Source organism: Lentisphaera marina, from assembly GCF_028745505.1.
Classification (GTDB): Bacteria; Verrucomicrobiota; Lentisphaeria; order Lentisphaerales; family Lentisphaeraceae; genus Lentisphaera; species Lentisphaera marina.
Map to the genome: position 1 here is coordinate 1,558,288 of NZ_JAQZZL010000002.1, position 18,313 is coordinate 1,576,600.

General features: G+C 40.8%; 17 protein-coding genes. 15 read left to right on the plus strand and 2 right to left on the minus strand.

The features are described 5' to 3' along the window. Positions 1-82 precede the first annotated feature (82 nt). Genes PQO01_RS17225 through PQO01_RS17235 form a run of 3 tightly spaced genes read left to right on the plus strand, consistent with a single transcriptional unit; the run spans position 83 to position 2,163 of the window. Positions 83-562: a hypothetical protein gene (locus tag PQO01_RS17225; protein ID WP_274315394.1), complete on the plus strand. Its 480-nt coding sequence runs from the start codon at positions 83-85 to the stop codon at positions 560-562. A gap of 47 nt (positions 563-609) precedes the next feature. Then, entirely contained in the window at positions 610-1,170 is a 561-nt protein-coding gene (locus PQO01_RS17230) for a hypothetical protein (RefSeq protein ID WP_274315396.1), read from the plus strand. Positions 1,171-1,179: 9 nt separating this feature from the next. After that, a complete protein-coding gene (locus tag PQO01_RS17235; protein WP_274315398.1) occupies positions 1,180-2,163 on the plus strand; it encodes a 2-hydroxyacid dehydrogenase in 984 nt (327 codons plus the stop codon). Here PQO01_RS17235 and mgrA read toward each other — a convergent pair whose 3' ends face one another. Together mgrA and fucP are read right to left on the minus strand one after the other, a co-directional pair. After that, on the minus strand, positions 2,164-3,150 hold the full coding sequence (mgrA, locus tag PQO01_RS17240) for an L-glyceraldehyde 3-phosphate reductase (RefSeq protein ID WP_274315400.1): 987 nt from the start codon (positions 3,148-3,150) through the stop codon (positions 2,164-2,166). Positions 3,151-3,285: 135 nt separating this feature from the next. Then, entirely contained in the window at positions 3,286-4,614 is a 1,329-nt protein-coding gene (gene fucP / locus PQO01_RS17245; RefSeq protein ID WP_274315402.1) for an L-fucose:H+ symporter permease, read from the minus strand. Between the two features lie 431 nt (positions 4,615-5,045). Between fucP and PQO01_RS17250 the strand changes: the two genes are divergently transcribed. The 12 genes from PQO01_RS17250 to PQO01_RS17305 all read left to right on the plus strand — a co-directional run bounded on the left by PQO01_RS17250 (position 5,046) and on the right by PQO01_RS17305 (position 18,310). Further along, entirely contained in the window at positions 5,046-7,346 is a 2,301-nt protein-coding gene (locus PQO01_RS17250; RefSeq protein ID WP_274315404.1) for a putative monovalent cation/H+ antiporter subunit A, read from the plus strand. Further along, a complete protein-coding gene (locus PQO01_RS17255; RefSeq protein WP_274315405.1) occupies positions 7,346-7,765 on the plus strand; it encodes an MnhB domain-containing protein in 420 nt (139 codons plus the stop codon). The genes PQO01_RS17250 and PQO01_RS17255 overlap by 1 nt, the downstream gene beginning before the upstream one ends. After that, positions 7,765-8,118 (plus strand): NADH-quinone oxidoreductase subunit K, encoded by a 354-nt coding sequence (locus tag PQO01_RS17260; RefSeq protein WP_274315406.1) that lies wholly within the window; start codon positions 7,765-7,767, stop codon positions 8,116-8,118. The genes PQO01_RS17255 and PQO01_RS17260 overlap by 1 nt, the downstream gene beginning before the upstream one ends. Next, on the plus strand, positions 8,115-9,611 hold the full coding sequence (locus PQO01_RS17265) for a proton-conducting transporter transmembrane domain-containing protein (protein ID WP_274315407.1): 1,497 nt from the start codon (positions 8,115-8,117) through the stop codon (positions 9,609-9,611). Before PQO01_RS17260 ends, PQO01_RS17265 begins: the two co-directional genes overlap by 4 nt. Continuing rightward, the gene (locus PQO01_RS17270) at positions 9,608-9,928 is read left to right on the plus strand and encodes a Na+/H+ antiporter subunit E (protein ID WP_274315410.1); all 321 of its coding nucleotides are present in this window, start codon (positions 9,608-9,610) and stop codon (positions 9,926-9,928) included. The genes PQO01_RS17265 and PQO01_RS17270 overlap by 4 nt, the downstream gene beginning before the upstream one ends. Next, on the plus strand, positions 9,928-10,209 hold the full coding sequence (locus PQO01_RS17275) for an MrpF/PhaF family protein (RefSeq protein WP_274315412.1): 282 nt from the start codon (positions 9,928-9,930) through the stop codon (positions 10,207-10,209). Before PQO01_RS17270 ends, PQO01_RS17275 begins: the two co-directional genes overlap by 1 nt. Continuing rightward, the gene (mnhG, locus tag PQO01_RS17280; RefSeq protein WP_274315413.1) at positions 10,206-10,550 is read left to right on the plus strand and encodes a monovalent cation/H(+) antiporter subunit G; all 345 of its coding nucleotides are present in this window, start codon (positions 10,206-10,208) and stop codon (positions 10,548-10,550) included. Before PQO01_RS17275 ends, mnhG begins: the two co-directional genes overlap by 4 nt. A gap of 147 nt (positions 10,551-10,697) precedes the next feature. Then, the gene (locus PQO01_RS17285) at positions 10,698-12,836 is read left to right on the plus strand and encodes a hypothetical protein (protein ID WP_274315414.1); all 2,139 of its coding nucleotides are present in this window, start codon (positions 10,698-10,700) and stop codon (positions 12,834-12,836) included. Next, on the plus strand, positions 12,833-13,771 hold the full coding sequence (locus tag PQO01_RS17290; protein WP_274315415.1) for a S1C family serine protease: 939 nt from the start codon (positions 12,833-12,835) through the stop codon (positions 13,769-13,771). Before PQO01_RS17285 ends, PQO01_RS17290 begins: the two co-directional genes overlap by 4 nt. Next, the gene (locus PQO01_RS17295; protein ID WP_274315416.1) at positions 13,768-15,738 is read left to right on the plus strand and encodes a hypothetical protein; all 1,971 of its coding nucleotides are present in this window, start codon (positions 13,768-13,770) and stop codon (positions 15,736-15,738) included. Before PQO01_RS17290 ends, PQO01_RS17295 begins: the two co-directional genes overlap by 4 nt. Positions 15,739-15,849: 111 nt before the next feature. Then, on the plus strand, positions 15,850-17,277 hold the full coding sequence (locus PQO01_RS17300) for a PfkB family carbohydrate kinase (protein WP_274315417.1): 1,428 nt from the start codon (positions 15,850-15,852) through the stop codon (positions 17,275-17,277). 58 nt (positions 17,278-17,335) lie between these two features. Beyond that, on the plus strand, positions 17,336-18,310 hold the full coding sequence (locus PQO01_RS17305; RefSeq protein WP_274315418.1) for a L,D-transpeptidase family protein: 975 nt from the start codon (positions 17,336-17,338) through the stop codon (positions 18,308-18,310). Positions 18,311-18,313 lie beyond the last annotated feature (3 nt).

Consider the following 18,313-nt stretch of genomic DNA (forward strand, 5'->3'; position numbering starts at 1 on the left):
GAGATTTTGAGTTTTATCAAAAAATAAATCTTGCAAAACAATGAGTTTTCATTATTCTAATGATAACAATGGAGGACATATAATGAAAGACTTTTTTAAAATCTTTGCAATAATCACGACAATATTCTTTATCATGGCAGGAGCTTGCGCTTTTGGTATCTATAAATCACACAAAAACTTCCCTGAATACGCAAAAAAAGATGTTCTGTATACAAAATATAAGGATTATCTAAGCGAAATTGATCATGAATTACAGGAAAGCAGTTCCGCTCTAGATTTTGCAGCTCGACTTGAGAAATTAAACCACCCCGACGAAGTCATTTATTTATGTATTGAGAAGGAACGCGATATTCATGATCACAGTAATAAGAGTGATGAAATTGAAATTATAAAAAAATTCGAATCTGGTTCCAAGAGTACATACACGAGTAATGGAACTGGCTATGGAAGCATCAATGATCAGGACATTGTTATTATTCGCCACGACATTAGTTCGATCAAAGGATTAGATAAGTGTGTGATCTATTTTAATCATGAAGCTGACGCTAAGCCAGATAAATAAGTTCAGAATTCATGGGCAAAAAACTTAAGTGAATGTAAGCTAATTACATGAAAGTTAAGGTCCCAGTTCACGCGCATTGCTCCCAGTGTTTCAAAGAAGATTCACAAGAATTTACCTATGAACAAATGGGCCCCAACATTGCTGGCTTAGTGATTATTACTCTTGCCTTATTCATGTATGGCTTTTTTGGTTTATTCAGTATCCTACTTCTCTGCTTCGGAACCTTACTTTTTCGGAGAAGGCACTTAATTCTCATTTGCCATAGTTGCAAAAAAGCCCAGAGCTTAGACATTCACGACAAGACCTTACTCAATCAATTCATCATCCAAAACCAGCACCGCTTCCTCAGCCTCGACTTAGATCATGAACTCAAAAAACTGCGACTTCATTGCTTAGAGTTTGATGAAATTATTGCAGAGCAATGGAATTGTACTTATTGCGAAGAAGAGAACCCAGGACATTTCCATGTATGTTGGAATTGCAGTAATCGGCGCATCCCACCGGGAATAGAAATGAAAGAAGATCTCTATGGCCCCGTGCCACAAAATATGCTCTCTAATCCACTGAGCTCCAATGAAATCAGGTTTGATAAAAACCACATAGAATGAGGATTCATGATGAAAATTGCCCTTTTTAGTTCAAAACCCTATGATGAAAAATACTTTCAACGAGAAAATAAATTCAATCATGAAATCACCTACTTCAGTGCCCACCTAAATGAACAAACCCTAAGTCTTGCCAAGGGCTACTCGGCTATTTGTGTCTTTGTCAACGACCAAATCAATCGTGAAATGATTGCGACTCTCGCAAAAAACGGCACTCAGTTTATTGCTCTTCGCTGTGCAGGATTTAACAATGTCGATATCAAAGCTTGCGAAGAGTTCAAGGTTAAAGTCTGTCGAGTTCCTGCCTACTCCCCCTATGCAGTCGCGGAACATACTGTCGCCTTAATGCTGACGCTCAATAGAAGAATCTATCGCGCCTATAACCGCGTCAAGGAAGGGAACTTTGCTCTTGATGGCTTATTGGGCTTTGATGTACATGGAAAAACTGTTGGTATTATCGGCACAGGTAAAATTGGCGAGTGTTATGCCAATATTATGAATGGCTTTGGAGCTCGCCTGTTGTTTTTTGACCCTTTTGAAAACCCCAAATGTCAAAAAATGGGCGAGTACACTGATTTAGACACGCTATTTAAAAAGTCGGATATCATAAGTCTTCATTGCCCACTAAAAGCCGAGACTCATCATTTAATTAATGACGAAAGCATTGCTAAGATGAAGAATAAGGTGATGATTTTAAATACTAGCCGTGGAGCTTTAATAGATACCAAGGCATTAATCAAGGGACTCAAAAGCTCTAGCATTGGATCCGTAGGACTCGACGTCTACGAAGAAGAAGCTGACCTCTTCTTTGAGGACTGTTCCGACACCATCATTCAAGATGATGACTTCATGCGCCTTACCACCTTTCCAAACGTTATCATTACCGGTCATCAAGCTTTCTTTACTTCAACAGCCTTATCCAACATCGCCGAAACGACTTTGCAGAACCTCGATGACCTCCAACACGAGAGGCTCTGCCAAAACCTAGTTGAATAACTAAGCCAAAATTTGATCGATTGCCTTTAACTCTTTTTCTGTAAAGTCGAGTTTTGCTAAACTCGCTACGGCATCTTCAACATGAGAAATGCGACTCGCTCCTAAAATTACTGAAGTCATAGCCGGTTGACGTAATACCCAGGCAATTGCCATTTGTGAAAGCTTTTGCCCTCTCGCCTCAGCCAATTCATTCAAAGCCGTAATTTTTTGGATTGTGACTTCATCAATTTGATTGGCATCCAAAGCCCCTGTACTCTTGGCTGCACGCGAATCCTCTGGAATACCATTGAGGTATTTAGCTGTCAGCAGGCCTTGAGCTAATGAAGAAAAGCTAATACAACCCATACCTTCGTCTTGGACTGTTTCTAATAAATCATCTTCCACCCAACGATTGAGCATGCTGTAGGAAGGCTGATGAATAAGACAAGGCGTTCCCAAGTCTTTCAAAATAGCAGCAGCTTTCCTGGTATTTTCGGCATCATAAGATGAGATAGCTACGTAAAGTGCTTTGCCGGCTCGAACTATTGAATCAAGTGCTCCCATAGTTTCTTCTAAAGGAGTCTCTGGATCAAAGCGGTGCGAATAAAAAATATCCACGTAATCCAAACCCATGCGCTTTAGGCTTTGATCACAACTAGCTATGAGGTATTTACGTGAACCCCATTCACCATAAGGGCCTGGCCACATGTCGTAGCCCGCTTTTGATGAAATGATTAATTCATCTCGATAAAGACCTAAGCCTTCAATTAAAATCTTACCAAAATTACTTTCTGCGCTTCCAGCAGGAGGACCATAGTTATTAGCTAAATCAAAATGAGTGATTCCCAAATCAAAAGCTCGATGAGTCATTGCCTTGGCGTTCTCATAAGTATCCACCCCACCCCAGTTATGCCACAAGCCTAGTGACACCGCAGGCAACTTGAGCCCGCTCTTTCCACAGCGTTTATAAATCATATGATCATATCTATTTTCATCCGCTAAGTACATAAACTCTCCTAAACTCATTAATTGTAATAAGATCATGATGACATGAGAATTTCATTTGATCAAATCTTATGACGCTATACAAAAAAAGGCCCCTCGAAAAAATTCCGAGGGGCCCTTAAAAATCTAGCTAAAGATTTAGTCGTGAACAATACCGACTTCTTCTTCTTTATTGTGTGCAATGATACCATAGATTGCTACGAGAATGAAACTCGCGAATGGCATGAGGTAACAGAGGTTGATACCCATTTTATCACTTAATAAACCTTGAGTTGGAACGAGTACAGCTCCACCAACGATTGCCATGATGATACCAGAACCACCGAGTTTTCTATCATTGTCATCAAGTCCAGTAAGACCGAGACCGTAAATAGTTGGGAAACAAAGTGACATACAAGCAGAGATTGCTACGAGTGCATAACCGCCCGTTGCTCCACCACCCCAAATAACTACAGCACAAAGGATCGCTGCAATTGATGTGATGATTGTTAGTAGACGAGCTGGATCAATGAACTTCATTAGGAAAGTACAAATAAAACGCGAAGCAGTGAAGAGAAAGAGACCGATAATCATATAATTAGAGGCTTCTTTAGGCTCTGAAATTGTAGGGTTATTTGCAATTACATAGTCAATTGTGTAAGTCCACACACCAATTTGACAGCCAACATAGAAAAATTGAGCAATAACTGACATTACGTAGTTTTTGTTTTTAAAGAGACGACCAACTGTAGGGCCAAATGCGTGCTCTGGCTTGTGATCATCTTCCTCTTCTCCACCCTTAGGGAATTTCTTGATTAAGATAATGATACCGAGAATTAAACTCACCACACCAATAATAGCATATGCAACAACGACATTCGAAAGTTCTTTACCTTGAATTTCAGCGAGTTTTTCTGGAGCTTCTGTAGCCATAGCTACACGCTCGTCTTCAGTGATTTTTGCGAGTCCGCCAAGAATAAGTTCTTTACCTAAAAATAAACCCGCAAGTGAACCGATGGGGTTAAAAGACTGCGCAAGGTTAATACGACGGGTTGCTGACTCATCTGGTCCCATTGAAATAACATAAGGAGCCACACATGTTTCTAAAATCGCACAACCACCGGCGAAAACATAGAAAGCAATTAAAAAGAATGTAAAACTAGACACTTGACTCGCAGGGAAACATAAAAATGCTCCTATTGCGTAAACGAAAAGACCTGAAACTACACCCGTTTTGTAAGAGAATTTTTTAATAATAAAAGCTGCAGGTAAAGCCATACAGAAATATGCACCATAAAATGCCATTTGAATCATCGATGAATGTAATTGAGTCATACTCATTACACGCTTAAAAGCAGGCACCAACATGTCAGTCATGTTATTAGCTGCACCCCAAAGAGCAAATGGAATTGTGAGAAGGATAAAACAAATTCCCATTCCCTTAAATACTAAAGCGTTGCCGCCTGTATTACTTGTGTTTTCTGACATAAACCCGTCCTATATATATTTAAATCTACATTTTATTTTCATGTACTTTTCATCAAAAAATTTAACTCAAGCACATTTATGACAGCCTCAGCTTATCGTTGTCGTACTTAAAGTTCAATAGACAAAGCTGTGTTTTTTATATATTTTGAGGATTTTTATCATCAGATTTTATAAATTTAACACATATTGAATTTTTACTGTTAACTTACTATCACTTGATATGTAGGTGTAAACTCTATACAAAGCACTTAGATCATAAATCATTCACAATACCTTAGACTTTTAGGATGGTGAATAATCACTAAGACTCACAAAGGTAAAGCATGCAGAATACATACCGATTCAATTCACTTATAATTCGTCTTGATTAATCTTGTAAAAACAAGCTTGTCGCTTAAATTTTGCCCATAGTGTCAATTTGGGGATAAAAAATGTTTCTGCTACTATCTGTTGCCTTGATATTCATGGCTGCTTTTGCGACTCCCGCAATTGCAAGATTCATACCACATAAGCAACGATTTCTTTTTGCTCTCGTACCGGCTACATCTTTCGCCCTCATTTGCAGTAAAGCTTCTGATATTGCACAAGGACTCGCTATTAGCGAGGATTACACATGGATCCCTGCCTTTGACATCAACTTAAACTTTCGTTTAGATGGTTTAAGTTTCCTCATGGCCTTGCTCATAACTGGCATAGGCGCGCTCATCCTCACTTATGCTTCAGGCTACCTAAAGGGCTACGAAGCCAATACGCGCTTCTACACAATCATTCAAATTTTCATGGCTGCTATGCTGGGGCTTGTCTTGTCAGACAATCTTATTGCTATGTTTATTTTCTGGGAGCTTACTACTGTGAGTTCATTTTTACTCGTAGGCTTCAATCACGAAAACCCCGATGCAAGGAAGAAAGCATTGCAAGCCCTAATTGTGACGGCCGGCGGCGGCCTAGCGATGTTCGCAGGCATATTATTGCTAGGTAATGTCGCAGGTACGTATCAAGTCTCTGAATTGATCACTCATGCGGAGATGATCAAAAACCACAAACTTTACGAAGCCATTGTCATTCTAATCTGCTTGGGTGCTTTTACCAAATCGGCACAATTCCCTTTCCACTTTTGGTTACCCAACGCCATGGCTGCACCCACTCCAGTCAGTGCCTATCTGCACTCGGCTACAATGGTTAAAGCCGGGGTATTCCTTTTAGCTCGGCTCACTCCTGTTTTAGGCGGCACAAGCTTCTGGCTTCATTTACTTGTTTATGTGGGCGGATTTACTATGATTCTCGCAGCGAGCTTAGGTTTAATTTACCGCGACCTAAAAAAGATCCTCGCTTATTCAACTTTAAGTGTTTTAGGGATCATCACCCTGCTCATTGGCATGGGCACTGAATTTAGTTTCAAAGCAGCCATCATGATGCTCTTTGCTCATGCACTATACAAGGCCACTTTGTTTATGGTTGCTGGTTCCATTGATCATGAAACGGGAACACGGGATATCACCCGACTTCGCGGACTCCGCAAAGTTATGCCTTGGACTTTTGCAGCAGCAGGCTTAGCCGCCCTCTCCCAAGCGGGCTTCCCTCCCTTCACTGGTTTCTTGGCTAAAGAATACTTTTACGGTAGTGCATTAGATCACAATATGAAGATCTTGCTTATTAGTTCAGCTTTCATATCAAGCATGTTCCTCTTTGTCTTGGCCTTTAAAATTGGCTTTCACCCATTTCTAGGGAGAGAAAACAAGAAAATCCACGCTCATGAAGCACCTCCAACTATGCTGATTGGCCCGGTAACTTTAGGCTTATTAAGTTTATTATTCGGCTTATTTCCTGGCCCTATTGCTAAATACATTTTAAGTCCTGCCCTTGCAAGCTTCAACACCACTTTCCACCCTGTAAAACTCAAACTTTGGCATGGTGTCAACACCGCTTTAATCCTTAGTTTAATCACTCTTACTTGTGGCTTTGGCCTCTATAAACTACGTAAAAAAATCCGTCAAAATGCTACCGGCGTGGACGACAAACTCAATATTCAATTCGATCAATCTTTTGCCAATGGCCTAGAAAGTTTTATCAAATTTGCCAAATGGTCCACCAAGCTCATCCAAAGTGGCTCTCTACGTTCCTATATGATTATCACCATCTCGGCTTTTGCTGGATTACTCCTCTACATCCTCCTCTATGTAGGTGGGATGCCTGAATTCTATAAATTCTCTCACGTCAAACCCATCACATTGGCATTTCTTGTTGCTTTAGCTATCGTCACAATCGTGGCTTGTACAACACTTTCCCGAATGACGGCCTTGCTTTCCTTGGGCGTTATTGGTTTTGGTATCACTCTGATCTACATGATGTATGGAGCTCCTGACCTTGCCTTTACACAAATTTTAGTTGAAACCCTCACTGTTGTGATGTTTATGGTTGTGATCCACAAGCTCCCTCGATTTAAAGATTTTAGCACACGACGTAAAAAAGCCTTTGACGCCATCTTTGCCTCCATTGTTGGTATGACTGTCACTTTTTTAGTCATTAAAGCCCAGAATTTGAGTTCAAAAAACCCCGTCTCACAAATCTACGCAGAAACTAGTTACCTAGAGGCCCATGGACGCAATGTTGTGAATGTTATTCTTGTTGATTTCAGAGCCTTTGATACTTTTGGTGAAATTGTTGTCTTAAGTATTGCCGGCCTCGGTGTTTCACTTCTCATGCGCAACAACAAAAAGGAGGACACTGAATAATGCATTCTGTCATCATCATTCTCTCTGCTCGCCTTCTTTGCCCTATTCTCATGGCGATGGCTATTGCCTTTCTCTATCGTGGACACAACGACCCTGGGGGAGGCTTCATTGGCGGACTACTATTTACTGCCGCACTCATTTTAAAAATTCTCGCTATTGGAGCTGAAGAGTTCGAAAAACATCTATGGATGCAACCGAAGAATTTCCTAAGTTCAGGCTTAATCATGGCCGCTAGCGCTGGGATAATGCCGCTATTTGTCGGAAAAGCTTTCTTAGAGAGCCTTTGGTTCCCGACTTTTACACTGCCCATCCTCGGAAAAGTTCATATCGGAAGTCCTCTGCTCTTTGACCTCGGAGTTTTTATGGTGGTGATTGGCTTTGTACTTACTGTTGTTATTGATTTTGAGGAAGCCGCATAATGGAAACCCTTATTGCTATCCTCATTGGAATACTTTTTGCTGGCGGTGTGTATTGCCTTTTACAAAGAAGCCTCGTCCGTCTAGTTATTGGCATCATGCTAATAGGCCAAGGTGCGAACCTACTCACCTTTGCCGCTTCGGGTTTAACTCGAAAACACACTGCGATCATCAAGAGTGGTGAAACTATTTTACAGGCACCTCACGCTGACCCGCTTCCCCAAGCCCTTGTTCTCACTGCCATAGTCATTGGCTTTGGTTTCACTGCCTTCTGCCTTGCACTACTGCACAGAACCTACAAAACTTTGGGCCATGACGACTTGGAAAAATTTAACACCACGGACACTGATAAATGAGTCCTTTACTACTTCCACTTCTCGTCCCCTTTATCGCGGCCTTATGCTGCACACTCTTTTCTAAAAGTTTAAAAGTTCAGCGAAGCATAAGCCTTATTGCAGCAGTATTTCATTTAGCTGCATCCTTTAATCTCCTGCAAAACGTTCGCAGCGAAGGCATACAAGTTTATCTCAATGGTGGCTGGGCTGCAAATATTGGAATTGCTCTAGTAGCCGATTTATTTAGCTCAATCATGCTTGTTATCACCGGTTTAATCTCTTTAGTGGTGCTCATTTATTCTCTCAAAGAAATGAGCGATAAACTACAATCTCGAGCTTACTTCCCCTTATTCAACTTCTTGATGATGGGAGTCAATGGTTCTTTCGTTACTGGCGACATCTTCAACCTCTACGTCTGGTTTGAAGTCATGTTACTATCTTCATTCATCCTCTTGGCCATGGGCAAAAAACCTGATCAATTAGAGGGTGCCATAAAATATGTTACCATCAATCTTTTCTCATCGATCCTCTTCCTCTCAGGAGCCGCCATTATCTATGCGAAGACAGGTTCACTCAACATGGCCGACATTGCCATGAGAATTGCTGAGAGCAGTGATGAAAAGCTCCTCAACTCAACGGCCATCTTATTCCTTAGTTCCTTTGGTATTAAGTCAGCCCTCTTCCCCATGTTCCTATGGCTACCCGCCTCCTACCACACACCGCCAGTTTCAATCTCTTCACTTTTCGCAGGCTTACTCACTAAGGTGGGAATCTATGCCATGATCCGTACATTCACACTCATCTTCCCTTTAAATAATGGTTTGCTGCAAGAGTTCTTCTATGTCATTGCCATCCTCACCATGGTGGTGGGCGTCTTGTGTGCTGCTTCACAATTTGAGATTCGAAAAATCCTTTCCGTACATATCGTGAGTCAAATCGGGTACATGATACTCGGCCTAGCCCTGTTTACTCCACTGGGTATTGCTGGCGCCATTTTCTACCTGCTTCACAACATCATTGTCAAAACAAACCTCTTCCTCTTTAGTGGCGTTATATTACGCAAAAAAGGCAGCTGTGATTTAAAGAAAATTGGCGGATTATATAAAGTCAACCCAGGTTTTGCAACACTTTTTGCGCTCTCCGCATTTGCTTTAGCAGGCGTCCCTCCTCTCTCTGGTTTCTGGGCAAAATTTGTCGTCCTAAAAGCTGCTGCTGATGCTCACGAATACTTGCTGCTTGGTTCAGGCCTTGCGGTTGGTGTTGTGACTCTATTTTCAATGACAAAAATCTGGGCTGAGGCCTTCTGGAAAAAACAACCAGAAGAATACCCTGGCGTTGGCGAAGACACGGGCAATCAACCCTGGCAAATCATGCTCCCAATAGTTTTTCTAACAATCTGTACCTTTGCCTTAGGTATATGGGGCGAGCTCATCTTCAACATTTGTGTTGAAGCAGCGGAACAGCTCCTCAACCCCACTGAATACATCAATGCCGTCATGGGAGAAGCTAAATGAAAATCATAAAACTCATTGCTTTTGTTCTTTTTTATATCAAAGAAGTTGTGATCACAAATGTGCAAGTTGCTTATGATGTATTAACCAAAAAACATCACATGACCCCTGGTTTCGTCGCCATACCAGTAGAAGGCTTAAGTGATCGCCAGCTCTTAGTACTCTCCAACTTGCTTACGATGACACCCGGCTCAATAACTATTGATTTATCGCAGGATAAGCAAACGCTCTTTATTCACGCCATGTACATAGAAACTGTCGATGAAGTACGCGAAGAAATCATCAGTAAGTACGTCAACAGAGTTAGGGAGGTTTTTTAATGGGCGAACTACAAATTTTCCCCTGGGCGATAATGAGTGCCTACGCCTTGCTCATTTCCGCTCTTGGCATTGCCACTTGGCGACTCATTTACGGCCCCAGCCTTTTTGACCGCGTTGTGGCCATGGACCTCATTTCTGCAGTCGTCATGTGTATTGCGGCTGTATTCGCTTTGGAAACTCAGAACCCTGTTTTTCTTGAAATTTCTGTAGCCATTGCCGTCGTAACTTTCTTAGGCACCATTGCCTTTGCACGCTATCTTGAAGATGAGGAGGAAGAATGAACTTACTCGTCTCAATTATCCTAATAATTGGTGCGGCTTTCACAACTATAGCCGCCATTGGACTCATACGTTTCCCCGACTTTTTTACACGCATGCACGCTGCAACAAAAGCCGGTGCTTTTGGAGGCATCATCATTCTCTTGCTTTGTGCCTTCTGTTTTGCTAGCTTAAAGATCACCTTGATTGTCTTAGTTAATATTATTTTCTTCTACTTCACTGCACCCGTTGCTGCGCATATGATTGCGCGCTCCGCATACATTAATCGTGTCAAACAGTGGGAAGGAAGCAAAGCCGACGAGCTTAAAGGGAAGATTGCCCTCAAGCAGCATCACAAAGATTAAGCACTGATTCTTTACCCGTTAAAATCCCCCTTCATGATCAAAAAGCCTCTTTTTTTAAATCAAAAACAAAAAATACCAGTTTTTGACCTTACAAGATAAAGAAGTCGCATATAATTTAAGATCTTAAGAAAATAATTGGGAGATTATATGAAAAACTGGATTGTCGCGAGCCTAGGTTTAGCTCTATCGCTAAGTGCGAATGATAAATTCCAAGGCTGGAAAGAAATGAGGGTGGTAAAAAGTGAACGCAGTGAAATATACGTAGATGACTTTTTACATAATGGTCAAGACACACTTATGCTCATCAATCATACTCAAGGTCGATTAGATTTCTATCACTACCTGCAAAAAGACGAAAGAGAGCAAGCGCAAGTAGACGACTCTCCTAACGCACTTCCGACTGCAAGTGAATTCAAACTTACTGAGCTTCCCGTAACCCGCCCAATTGAGGCGGTAAAGAACATTAATTTTGGCGATAAAAAAGGTTTGCTAATTCAAACCCTATACCCCGACGAATTAACTTATTACCAAAAGACAAAAACTGGTTGGGAAGAAGGGCAAAAATGGAAACTCATTGCCGATGAGTTCCAAGGTCTCCCGATGATCATTGATGGCAACACGGTTTATTTATCTGCAAAGAAAGGGATTCAAAAAGTCACGCTTGAAAAAGACAGTCGCGTTTCTCATCTCGAGCCAAGAGATAATAATGTCAATCGCGTTTGGTGGTGGCACACTGATGTTGATGGAGATGGCAAAAAAGATATTGTCGAATGGGCTTCCAGTAAACTCAAGTACTTAAAGAAATCATCTGACAAAACCTTTCTCCCATCCATTGAACTTCACGATGAAAGTTTTTCTCATGCTGAAATTGGCCCTGCTAAAGGTGGCGCAAACTTCTTCTTGATCTCTAATCAACAAGACAATCTATTGGGACGTTATGTTTTAAAAGATGACAAAGAAGTTAAAGAATTTGGAAAAACAACTAGCCTACCAATGGATAAAGCAAGTTTAAAATTAAACACCAGCTTAATGATTGATGGTCAAAAAACTTTAGTACAAGCCGACAATAGTAATGCTCTTTTCAAGCTCTTTGTCAACGAAGACGAATCATGGCATGCCGCAAACACTTTCCCAGGCGTTCGCAATATTGAATCCATTGCAGCCCCCCTGGCCAAAGAAGGTAAAATATTGATTCATGTTAAAGATTCTCCCAAACTCTTTTGTTCGGAATGGAAAAACAATCGCTTAAGTTACCCCAGCCCTTGGCCCGCGAAAGAAAAAACACCTAAGGATCAAAGTGTTTTAAAACTCGCTCGTACAGCAGGCGTCACTTGGTGGGTCACTCGCCATGGCAAAGATTTAGAATTATACACTTGGCCAAAAGATCAAGATAAAGCAAGTTCATCAATCTTTAAAGGAATTGGCGACAAAGTAGAAGATGTCAATTGGCTCGGCGGAACCAAGATAATCTACCGCAAAAAATATAAACAAGAATTACTCTTCTCTCAACTCCACGAAGAACATGTGGTGACCGAAGAATTGAGCAAATTGAAAAAAGCTAGCTTAAATGAATTCAGTTTCATCATCAATTCAAAAGGAGAAAGCCAAGCACTGCGTTTAGTTGGTGGCATTATCACTTGGTTCAATGACAAACTTGATCCCGTCGACCAAATCAACCTCCCAAACAGTAGCAAGATCCGTTCCTATGTACAAATAGATGACGAGCGGGCTTACGCACTTGATCAAACAGGTCGCAATATTCATTTACTTAAAAAAGATAAGAGCGGTATTTACCGTAGTAAAAGCGAACATGAAGTCATTGGAAGTAACATCATTTTCAAGGATCCCATTTTCAATTTTGTTTCCTTAAGCAGTCGCGCGCTCACCATTCTAGAGAAAGGCACTTCAAAAAAGCTTATCTTGCAGTCTTCAATTGATAAACGCTTACTCGACATCCAAGGAGTCAAAAAAACACATATAAGCGACTACCGTCTAATGGATGTCACAGGCAACAAACGCAATGATCTCTTGGTAATGGATTACCCCAACCGTAGACTCAGCTTACTGGAAATTGACGACGAATACCAAGCCACAAAAACTTTATCTTGGACTGTATTTGACGACAAGAAGTACCCCTATGGTGGTGGCCGTAAATCAAAAGATGACAACTCTCAGCCTCAAGAAGTGATTAGTGCTGACTTTGACCAAGATGGCAAACAGGACTTGGTAATGATGTGTCACGATAGAATTATATTTTATCTCGGAGATAAGGAGGACTCGAAATGAAATTTTTTATAACACTACTTTTATGCTCATGCCTAGCATTGGCAGATTCTGCGAAAAAAGAACGTGTCACTTTAAAAAATGGCTCGGTAATTTCCACTAAAATCTTAAAGGAATACGATTCGAACATAATCATTGACGTCGGTAGTGACCTGGTGAAAATCGACAAAAAAGATATCCATAGCCGTGAACTTATTAAAGACAAAAACGAAGAAGTTGTCGAGGCTGACGAAATCAATGATATCTATACGATAGGTAGACGAGCAGTTGCTCCTGTTAAAGAGTTAGTTGATCGCGTTAACGAAAGTGTAGTCATGGTCAAAACACCCCGCGGCTTAGGTAGTGGCGTGATCATCTCTGATAGCGGCTACCTATTGACTAACTATCACGTCGTTGAACGTGAAACTCAAATCACAGTTACACTTTACAAAAAAACGCAGACTGCTTTTGAGAAAATAGAACTTAAAAAAGTCAAAATCATTGCCCTGCATCCCTATCGGGATATTGCCCTACTTAAACTGGACCTAGAAGAAGAAAAAGGACTTAGTTTAAAGGCCGCGTCTTTTTCCCCTGACTTTAAAATTGATCCAGGAAATATGATTTTTGCCATTGGTAGCCCCCTCGGCCTAGAGCGTACCGTCACACAAGGGATCGTGAGCTCAAACATGAGGAATTTAGGTCAATTGCGATTCATCCAAACTGACACAGCCATCAACCCCGGAAATAGCGGTGGTCCCATGTTTAACGCCAATGGAGAAGTTGTCGGTTTAGTCTGTGCGGGTTCCGCACAATTCCAAGGACTAGGCTTTGCCATCCCCATGACTGATATCATCAATTTTTTAACACATCGATCCGCTTATCTCTATGATGAGTCTCAGCCTCAAAACGGTATTCATTACCATCAACCTCCCTACATTGAAAAAAAGGAATCTAAATGAAATTTCTTAAACCAACCTCTTGTGCTGCAATTATTCTTAGTAGCCTATCTGTAAGTGCTGCACCAGACATTTTCCAATCTCTTCCAAACGACACCATCACTGCGGCCCGACTTAATCTCAGTAAAAATAATCTGAATGCGATTAAGCAAGAGACACAATTGGGCAAACTTTTTAGCGACCCCAAACGCATTGAGAAACTCAAAAGTATTTTTGAAGATATGCTCAAACAAGAAGGTGAGTACGAAGACTTTAAAAAGAACATGCATGAATTCGGCCTCGAAGATGGTGACCTTCATAATCTTCTCAATAGTCGTTTTGGTTTTTCTTTTGCTACAACAGATGAAATTAAAAACAAAAACATCGGCCTCATTTTTATTTGGGTAAAAAACGACGCTGATTTAATCAACAGATTCTATCAAGGTTTTGCCGATAATTATAAACTCGAGAAAACAGAAAAACGCTTAGATCAAGACTTATCTGACACTAAGGTCATCACCTTACTAGATCAGACCAACTCCGAAGCTAGCCACATGATTAACTTGGAAGATGGCCATTTGATTCTAGCCATCGCCACGGATTTAGGTGCTAAATCCATGACTAGTGATTTTGATAGCGATGATTTTGGCGACTCTGATATTAGCGATGATTTTGAACCACAAGCTTTCAATAAAGTCCTTAATCAAATTATATCTGAAATCAAATTCCAGGCACAGTTTTTCCAAGATGGCTTTGCAGATGACAGCTTTGAAGGCGATGACGCTCCCGAAAATCAAATGACTGATGAAGCTTTTGCTCAACTCAAAGAAATAAGTGAAAGTTATGCGAGCCAACTTATTGCTGCTCAAAAAGGTTCTGGAACTGATTTTTATGCTAAAACACTCCAAAAAGAAGGCATGCGTCAAAACACTCCTGAAGGTGATTTAATCATGGAGGTCGTAGCCGACTTAGAAAATATAAAAATGAATGCGAATACAAAAAATATTTTTGCGAAGTTTGGCCAGCTCTCAGCCATGGGAACTTGGTTGACTTACAAAAATAACTTAATGTTTTCCAATTTATTTGTGAGTCTTCCAGAGAATAAACGCGGATACCTAGAACTACTTAATCAACCTCACGTAGATGGTAAACCTGAAGCTTGGGTTCCAAAAGACTTACAAACTTATTCACAAGTGGCCATGAATCTGCCCTTTACTTGGAACAAAGTGAAAGAAATCATGGTCCAGGAAAACGTACCCAATGCTGCGCAAATTGAGAACCAAGTCAATACTCAATTACAGATGAGCTTCCAATCTGACCTCAATACTTTACTAAACAGCTTTGGTAAAAAAGTCGAAATCATTGAATTCAAGAGCAACAACCCATTCCAGTCAATGACTTATAATGGTAGTGCCGCCATTGTATTAGATTTCAATAATCCTGAGCTCATGAACAAAATTTTAATGACTCTAAAAGGCCTCGCAGGAATGTCCGCTCCTGGAACTCTAATTGACAGTCCATTACTAGGTTTCAATGGCTTTAAAGTTGACCCCAGCAAGAGTAACGGCGTCGCTTTTTCTGTACACTACGGAAAAAACAAACTCATTATTAGCCTTGGTGAAAAAACCGACGAAAGAGTCGTCAACCTAATCAGTACCCCACCTGCTTTTGCCGATAGCTTAGTGAATTCAGCTGAATACAACGACTTCCAAAGTAAATATTCCCCTGACAAAGTTTTACTAAGTAGCTTTAATGATGCGGGTAAAACAATGAGTCAGTTGGTTTCTGGGTTTAATTCTAGCGACATGCTCGATAAAATGTCCCTACTCGGTGGTGATGATGAAATGATTCAGTACTTCAACAAGTTCAAAGAGCTCATACCATCAGAAGGTGAAATAATCAATTTGTTCAAATTAGCTTGTTCAAGCGCTCATTTCTCAGAACATGGGCTCGTAATTAAAAGTACTTCTCAACTACCAAAAGCTAAATAACTTAGCTTAGATCAATACTAGTAGCCTCATATAGAAACATTTTATAAAAAGATGTTTTCATTTGAGGCTATTAGATTATATTGCGCAAATTAAATTACTCGAAGGTCGTGAATGTACGCTGAAATCGCTCAAGTTTTGAATTCTATTGGTCAACCAAAAATCCTCATAGTCGGGGACCTCATGCTCGACGAATTCCTCAGCGGTTCAGTCAACCGGATTTCCCCCGAAGCTCCTACTCCAGTCATTGCCTACCAAGATAGCAATTGTCAATTGGGTGGCGCTGGCTTCACTTCAAATGTTCTTGCTCAACTTAATGCTAACGTTGAAATCTGTGCAGTCACTGGCGAAGACGAAACTCGCCATAAAGTCATCGAACTATTAGATTCGCTAAATGTAGCCCACCGCTGCTTGATTAGCGATCCTAGCCGACCCACGACTCGAAAACAGCGAGTTATGGCTCAGGACAATGATATCTCATCAGGTCAACAGCAAATCCTCCGAATTGACTACGAGTCTAAGGAAGCGATATCCAGCCAAATTGAACAGTCTATTATCACTTTCCTTGACAAAACGAAAAATGAATTTGATGCCATTATTATTTCAGATTACCAAAAAGGTGTATTGACTGAGAAGGTACTAGCACGTCTCTGTGCTGCCGCTGAATACACCACAGTTATTGCGGACCCCGCAAAAGGTGCTCCCATCGAACGCTACAAAGGCATCACAGCAATGAAGCCTAATCGTCACGAATGTGAAGCGGCGGTTGGCTTCTCCATCAACAAGAAAGAAGATGTTATTCGAGCCGGAAAGCTCCTTTTAGAAAAAGCTGAGCTCGATTATGCCTTAATAAGCTTAGATACCGATGGGATTTTTTATATCAACTGCCAAGACGAATACCTTTTCGTCCCAACTCAGCCCTTACAGGTTTATGATGTTGCAGGAGCTGGCGACAGTGTAATTTCTATCATGGCACTCCTATCCAAAGCAGATATTGTTCCACGTTACCTACTAGAAACTGCTAATGCTGCCGCAGGCATCATGATTTCTCAACAAAGCCCAAAACATATCAGTCGCGAGGACCTCGTACACCGCATGGTTGTTGACAAAGATGACTTCAACAAAAAAATTAAAAGCATCGACGAATTAGAAATCATCTTAAAATCATCGAGCACCAAAAATAAAGAAGTCTTTTTTACGAACGGCTACTACGACAACGTATCTCGCGAACGCATCCTTTACCTCGAAAAACTCAATGAATTTGAGGGTATTCGCATCGTCGCAATTAATAGTGATATCTCAATAAAAAACCAAGGCCACGAACCTCAATTACGAGAAAATGATCGACTACGACTTTTACAAATGTTCGATTGTATCGACTATATTTTAATTTTCGATGACACCGATTGCCGACAAATTTTAGAACGCTTAAAACCCGATTATTTCCTTAAAGGCAAAAACTTTGAAGGCAAAAAAATTGAAGAAGCAGAGATTCTCGAAAAAATTAATTGTCAAATAAAATTTATCGACATCTATTCTTAGCTACTTTAAACTTAGCTTCTAGGGGCTAAGTTGCAGATCAAACTTAAAACAAGAGATTATGTACTGGTATTATAAATATATTTTAGTTGCTGTAGCACTTATCGGCATAGGCTTAGGAGTCTATAAACTCCTACCCGATGATATATTTGACTCTACTTCTTCTACTGAAGAGATCGATGAGCAAGGTAAGCAAACGACTCTGCCCGTAGAAAGCTCGCCTGAGTTATCAAAGCCACTAAATACAAACAAGCCTCAAACATCTGTAAAAAATCATACTCCAGCTACGGTTATGCCTAATGCCAAGCCAATTAGCTCACCACAATTCGAAGAAAAACTAAAACAGGGTGTTGAGCTAAAAAACAAGGGAATGCTTGACTCAGCATATAATATCCTTGTTGAAGCTCTCGAATATTGCGAAACTTATTCTGCTCAATGGATTCAAACCGCTACCCTAATTAGCGAAATCAACACTTACATCTACGAAAACGCCGTCCCCTCCAAACGCAAACAAAGCCACAAAGTCAAAAACGGCCAATCCCTCTGGGATTTTGCCGCAGAAAATACGACGATTCGGGCCATTCAGATTAGTAACAAGATCCCTATTGACTCTTCGGTCATTCACGTAAACCAAGTACTCACCTTTTTTGGTGGTGATTGGGAAATCAAAGCGTCAAAATCACATTTTGCACTACAATTACTTCTCGATGGAAAATTATTTCATTACTATAAAATTGGCATCGGCAAAGACAATCGTACTCCAGTTGGCGAATTCATTATCAAAGGGAAAAAGCGTGAACCCACTTGGAAAGGCTACCCATTCGGCCACCCAGAAAATGTTTTGGGCACACGCTGGATGCGACTCACTAAAATAAGCGATGGCTCAAATGAAGGCTACGGCATTCATGGCACCAGCGCACCAGAATCTATCGGAACCGCTTCAAGCCTTGGATGCATCCGCATGAAGAATGAAGACGTGGAAGAACTTTTTAATTTTATCCCTGACAACAAAATCAAAGTGACAATTGAGGACTAAACT

What these genes read in the sequence shown, in the direction of transcription:
- PQO01_RS17225 (WP_274315394.1), top strand. Translation starts at nt 83, where the DNA reads ATGAAAGACTTTTTTAAAATCTTTGCAATAATCACGACAATATTCTTT.
- PQO01_RS17230 (WP_274315396.1), top strand. Translation starts at nt 610, where the DNA reads ATGAAAGTTAAGGTCCCAGTTCACGCGCATTGCTCCCAGTGTTTCAAA.
- PQO01_RS17235 (WP_274315398.1), top strand. Translation starts at nt 1,180, where the DNA reads ATGAAAATTGCCCTTTTTAGTTCAAAACCCTATGATGAAAAATACTTT.
- mgrA (WP_274315400.1), bottom strand. Translation starts at nt 3,150, where the DNA reads ATGTACTTAGCGGATGAAAATAGATATGATCATATGATTTATAAACGC.
- fucP (WP_274315402.1), bottom strand. Translation starts at nt 4,614, where the DNA reads ATGTCAGAAAACACAAGTAATACAGGCGGCAACGCTTTAGTATTTAAG.
- PQO01_RS17250 (WP_274315404.1), top strand. Translation starts at nt 5,046, where the DNA reads ATGTTTCTGCTACTATCTGTTGCCTTGATATTCATGGCTGCTTTTGCG.
- PQO01_RS17255 (WP_274315405.1), top strand. Translation starts at nt 7,346, where the DNA reads ATGCATTCTGTCATCATCATTCTCTCTGCTCGCCTTCTTTGCCCTATT.
- PQO01_RS17260 (WP_274315406.1), top strand. Translation starts at nt 7,765, where the DNA reads ATGGAAACCCTTATTGCTATCCTCATTGGAATACTTTTTGCTGGCGGT.
- PQO01_RS17265 (WP_274315407.1), top strand. Translation starts at nt 8,115, where the DNA reads ATGAGTCCTTTACTACTTCCACTTCTCGTCCCCTTTATCGCGGCCTTA.
- PQO01_RS17270 (WP_274315410.1), top strand. Translation starts at nt 9,608, where the DNA reads ATGAAAATCATAAAACTCATTGCTTTTGTTCTTTTTTATATCAAAGAA.
- PQO01_RS17275 (WP_274315412.1), top strand. Translation starts at nt 9,928, where the DNA reads ATGGGCGAACTACAAATTTTCCCCTGGGCGATAATGAGTGCCTACGCC.
- mnhG (WP_274315413.1), top strand. Translation starts at nt 10,206, where the DNA reads ATGAACTTACTCGTCTCAATTATCCTAATAATTGGTGCGGCTTTCACA.
- PQO01_RS17285 (WP_274315414.1), top strand. Translation starts at nt 10,698, where the DNA reads ATGAAAAACTGGATTGTCGCGAGCCTAGGTTTAGCTCTATCGCTAAGT.
- PQO01_RS17290 (WP_274315415.1), top strand. Translation starts at nt 12,833, where the DNA reads ATGAAATTTTTTATAACACTACTTTTATGCTCATGCCTAGCATTGGCA.
- PQO01_RS17295 (WP_274315416.1), top strand. Translation starts at nt 13,768, where the DNA reads ATGAAATTTCTTAAACCAACCTCTTGTGCTGCAATTATTCTTAGTAGC.
- PQO01_RS17300 (WP_274315417.1), top strand. Translation starts at nt 15,850, where the DNA reads ATGTACGCTGAAATCGCTCAAGTTTTGAATTCTATTGGTCAACCAAAA.
- PQO01_RS17305 (WP_274315418.1), top strand. Translation starts at nt 17,336, where the DNA reads ATGTACTGGTATTATAAATATATTTTAGTTGCTGTAGCACTTATCGGC.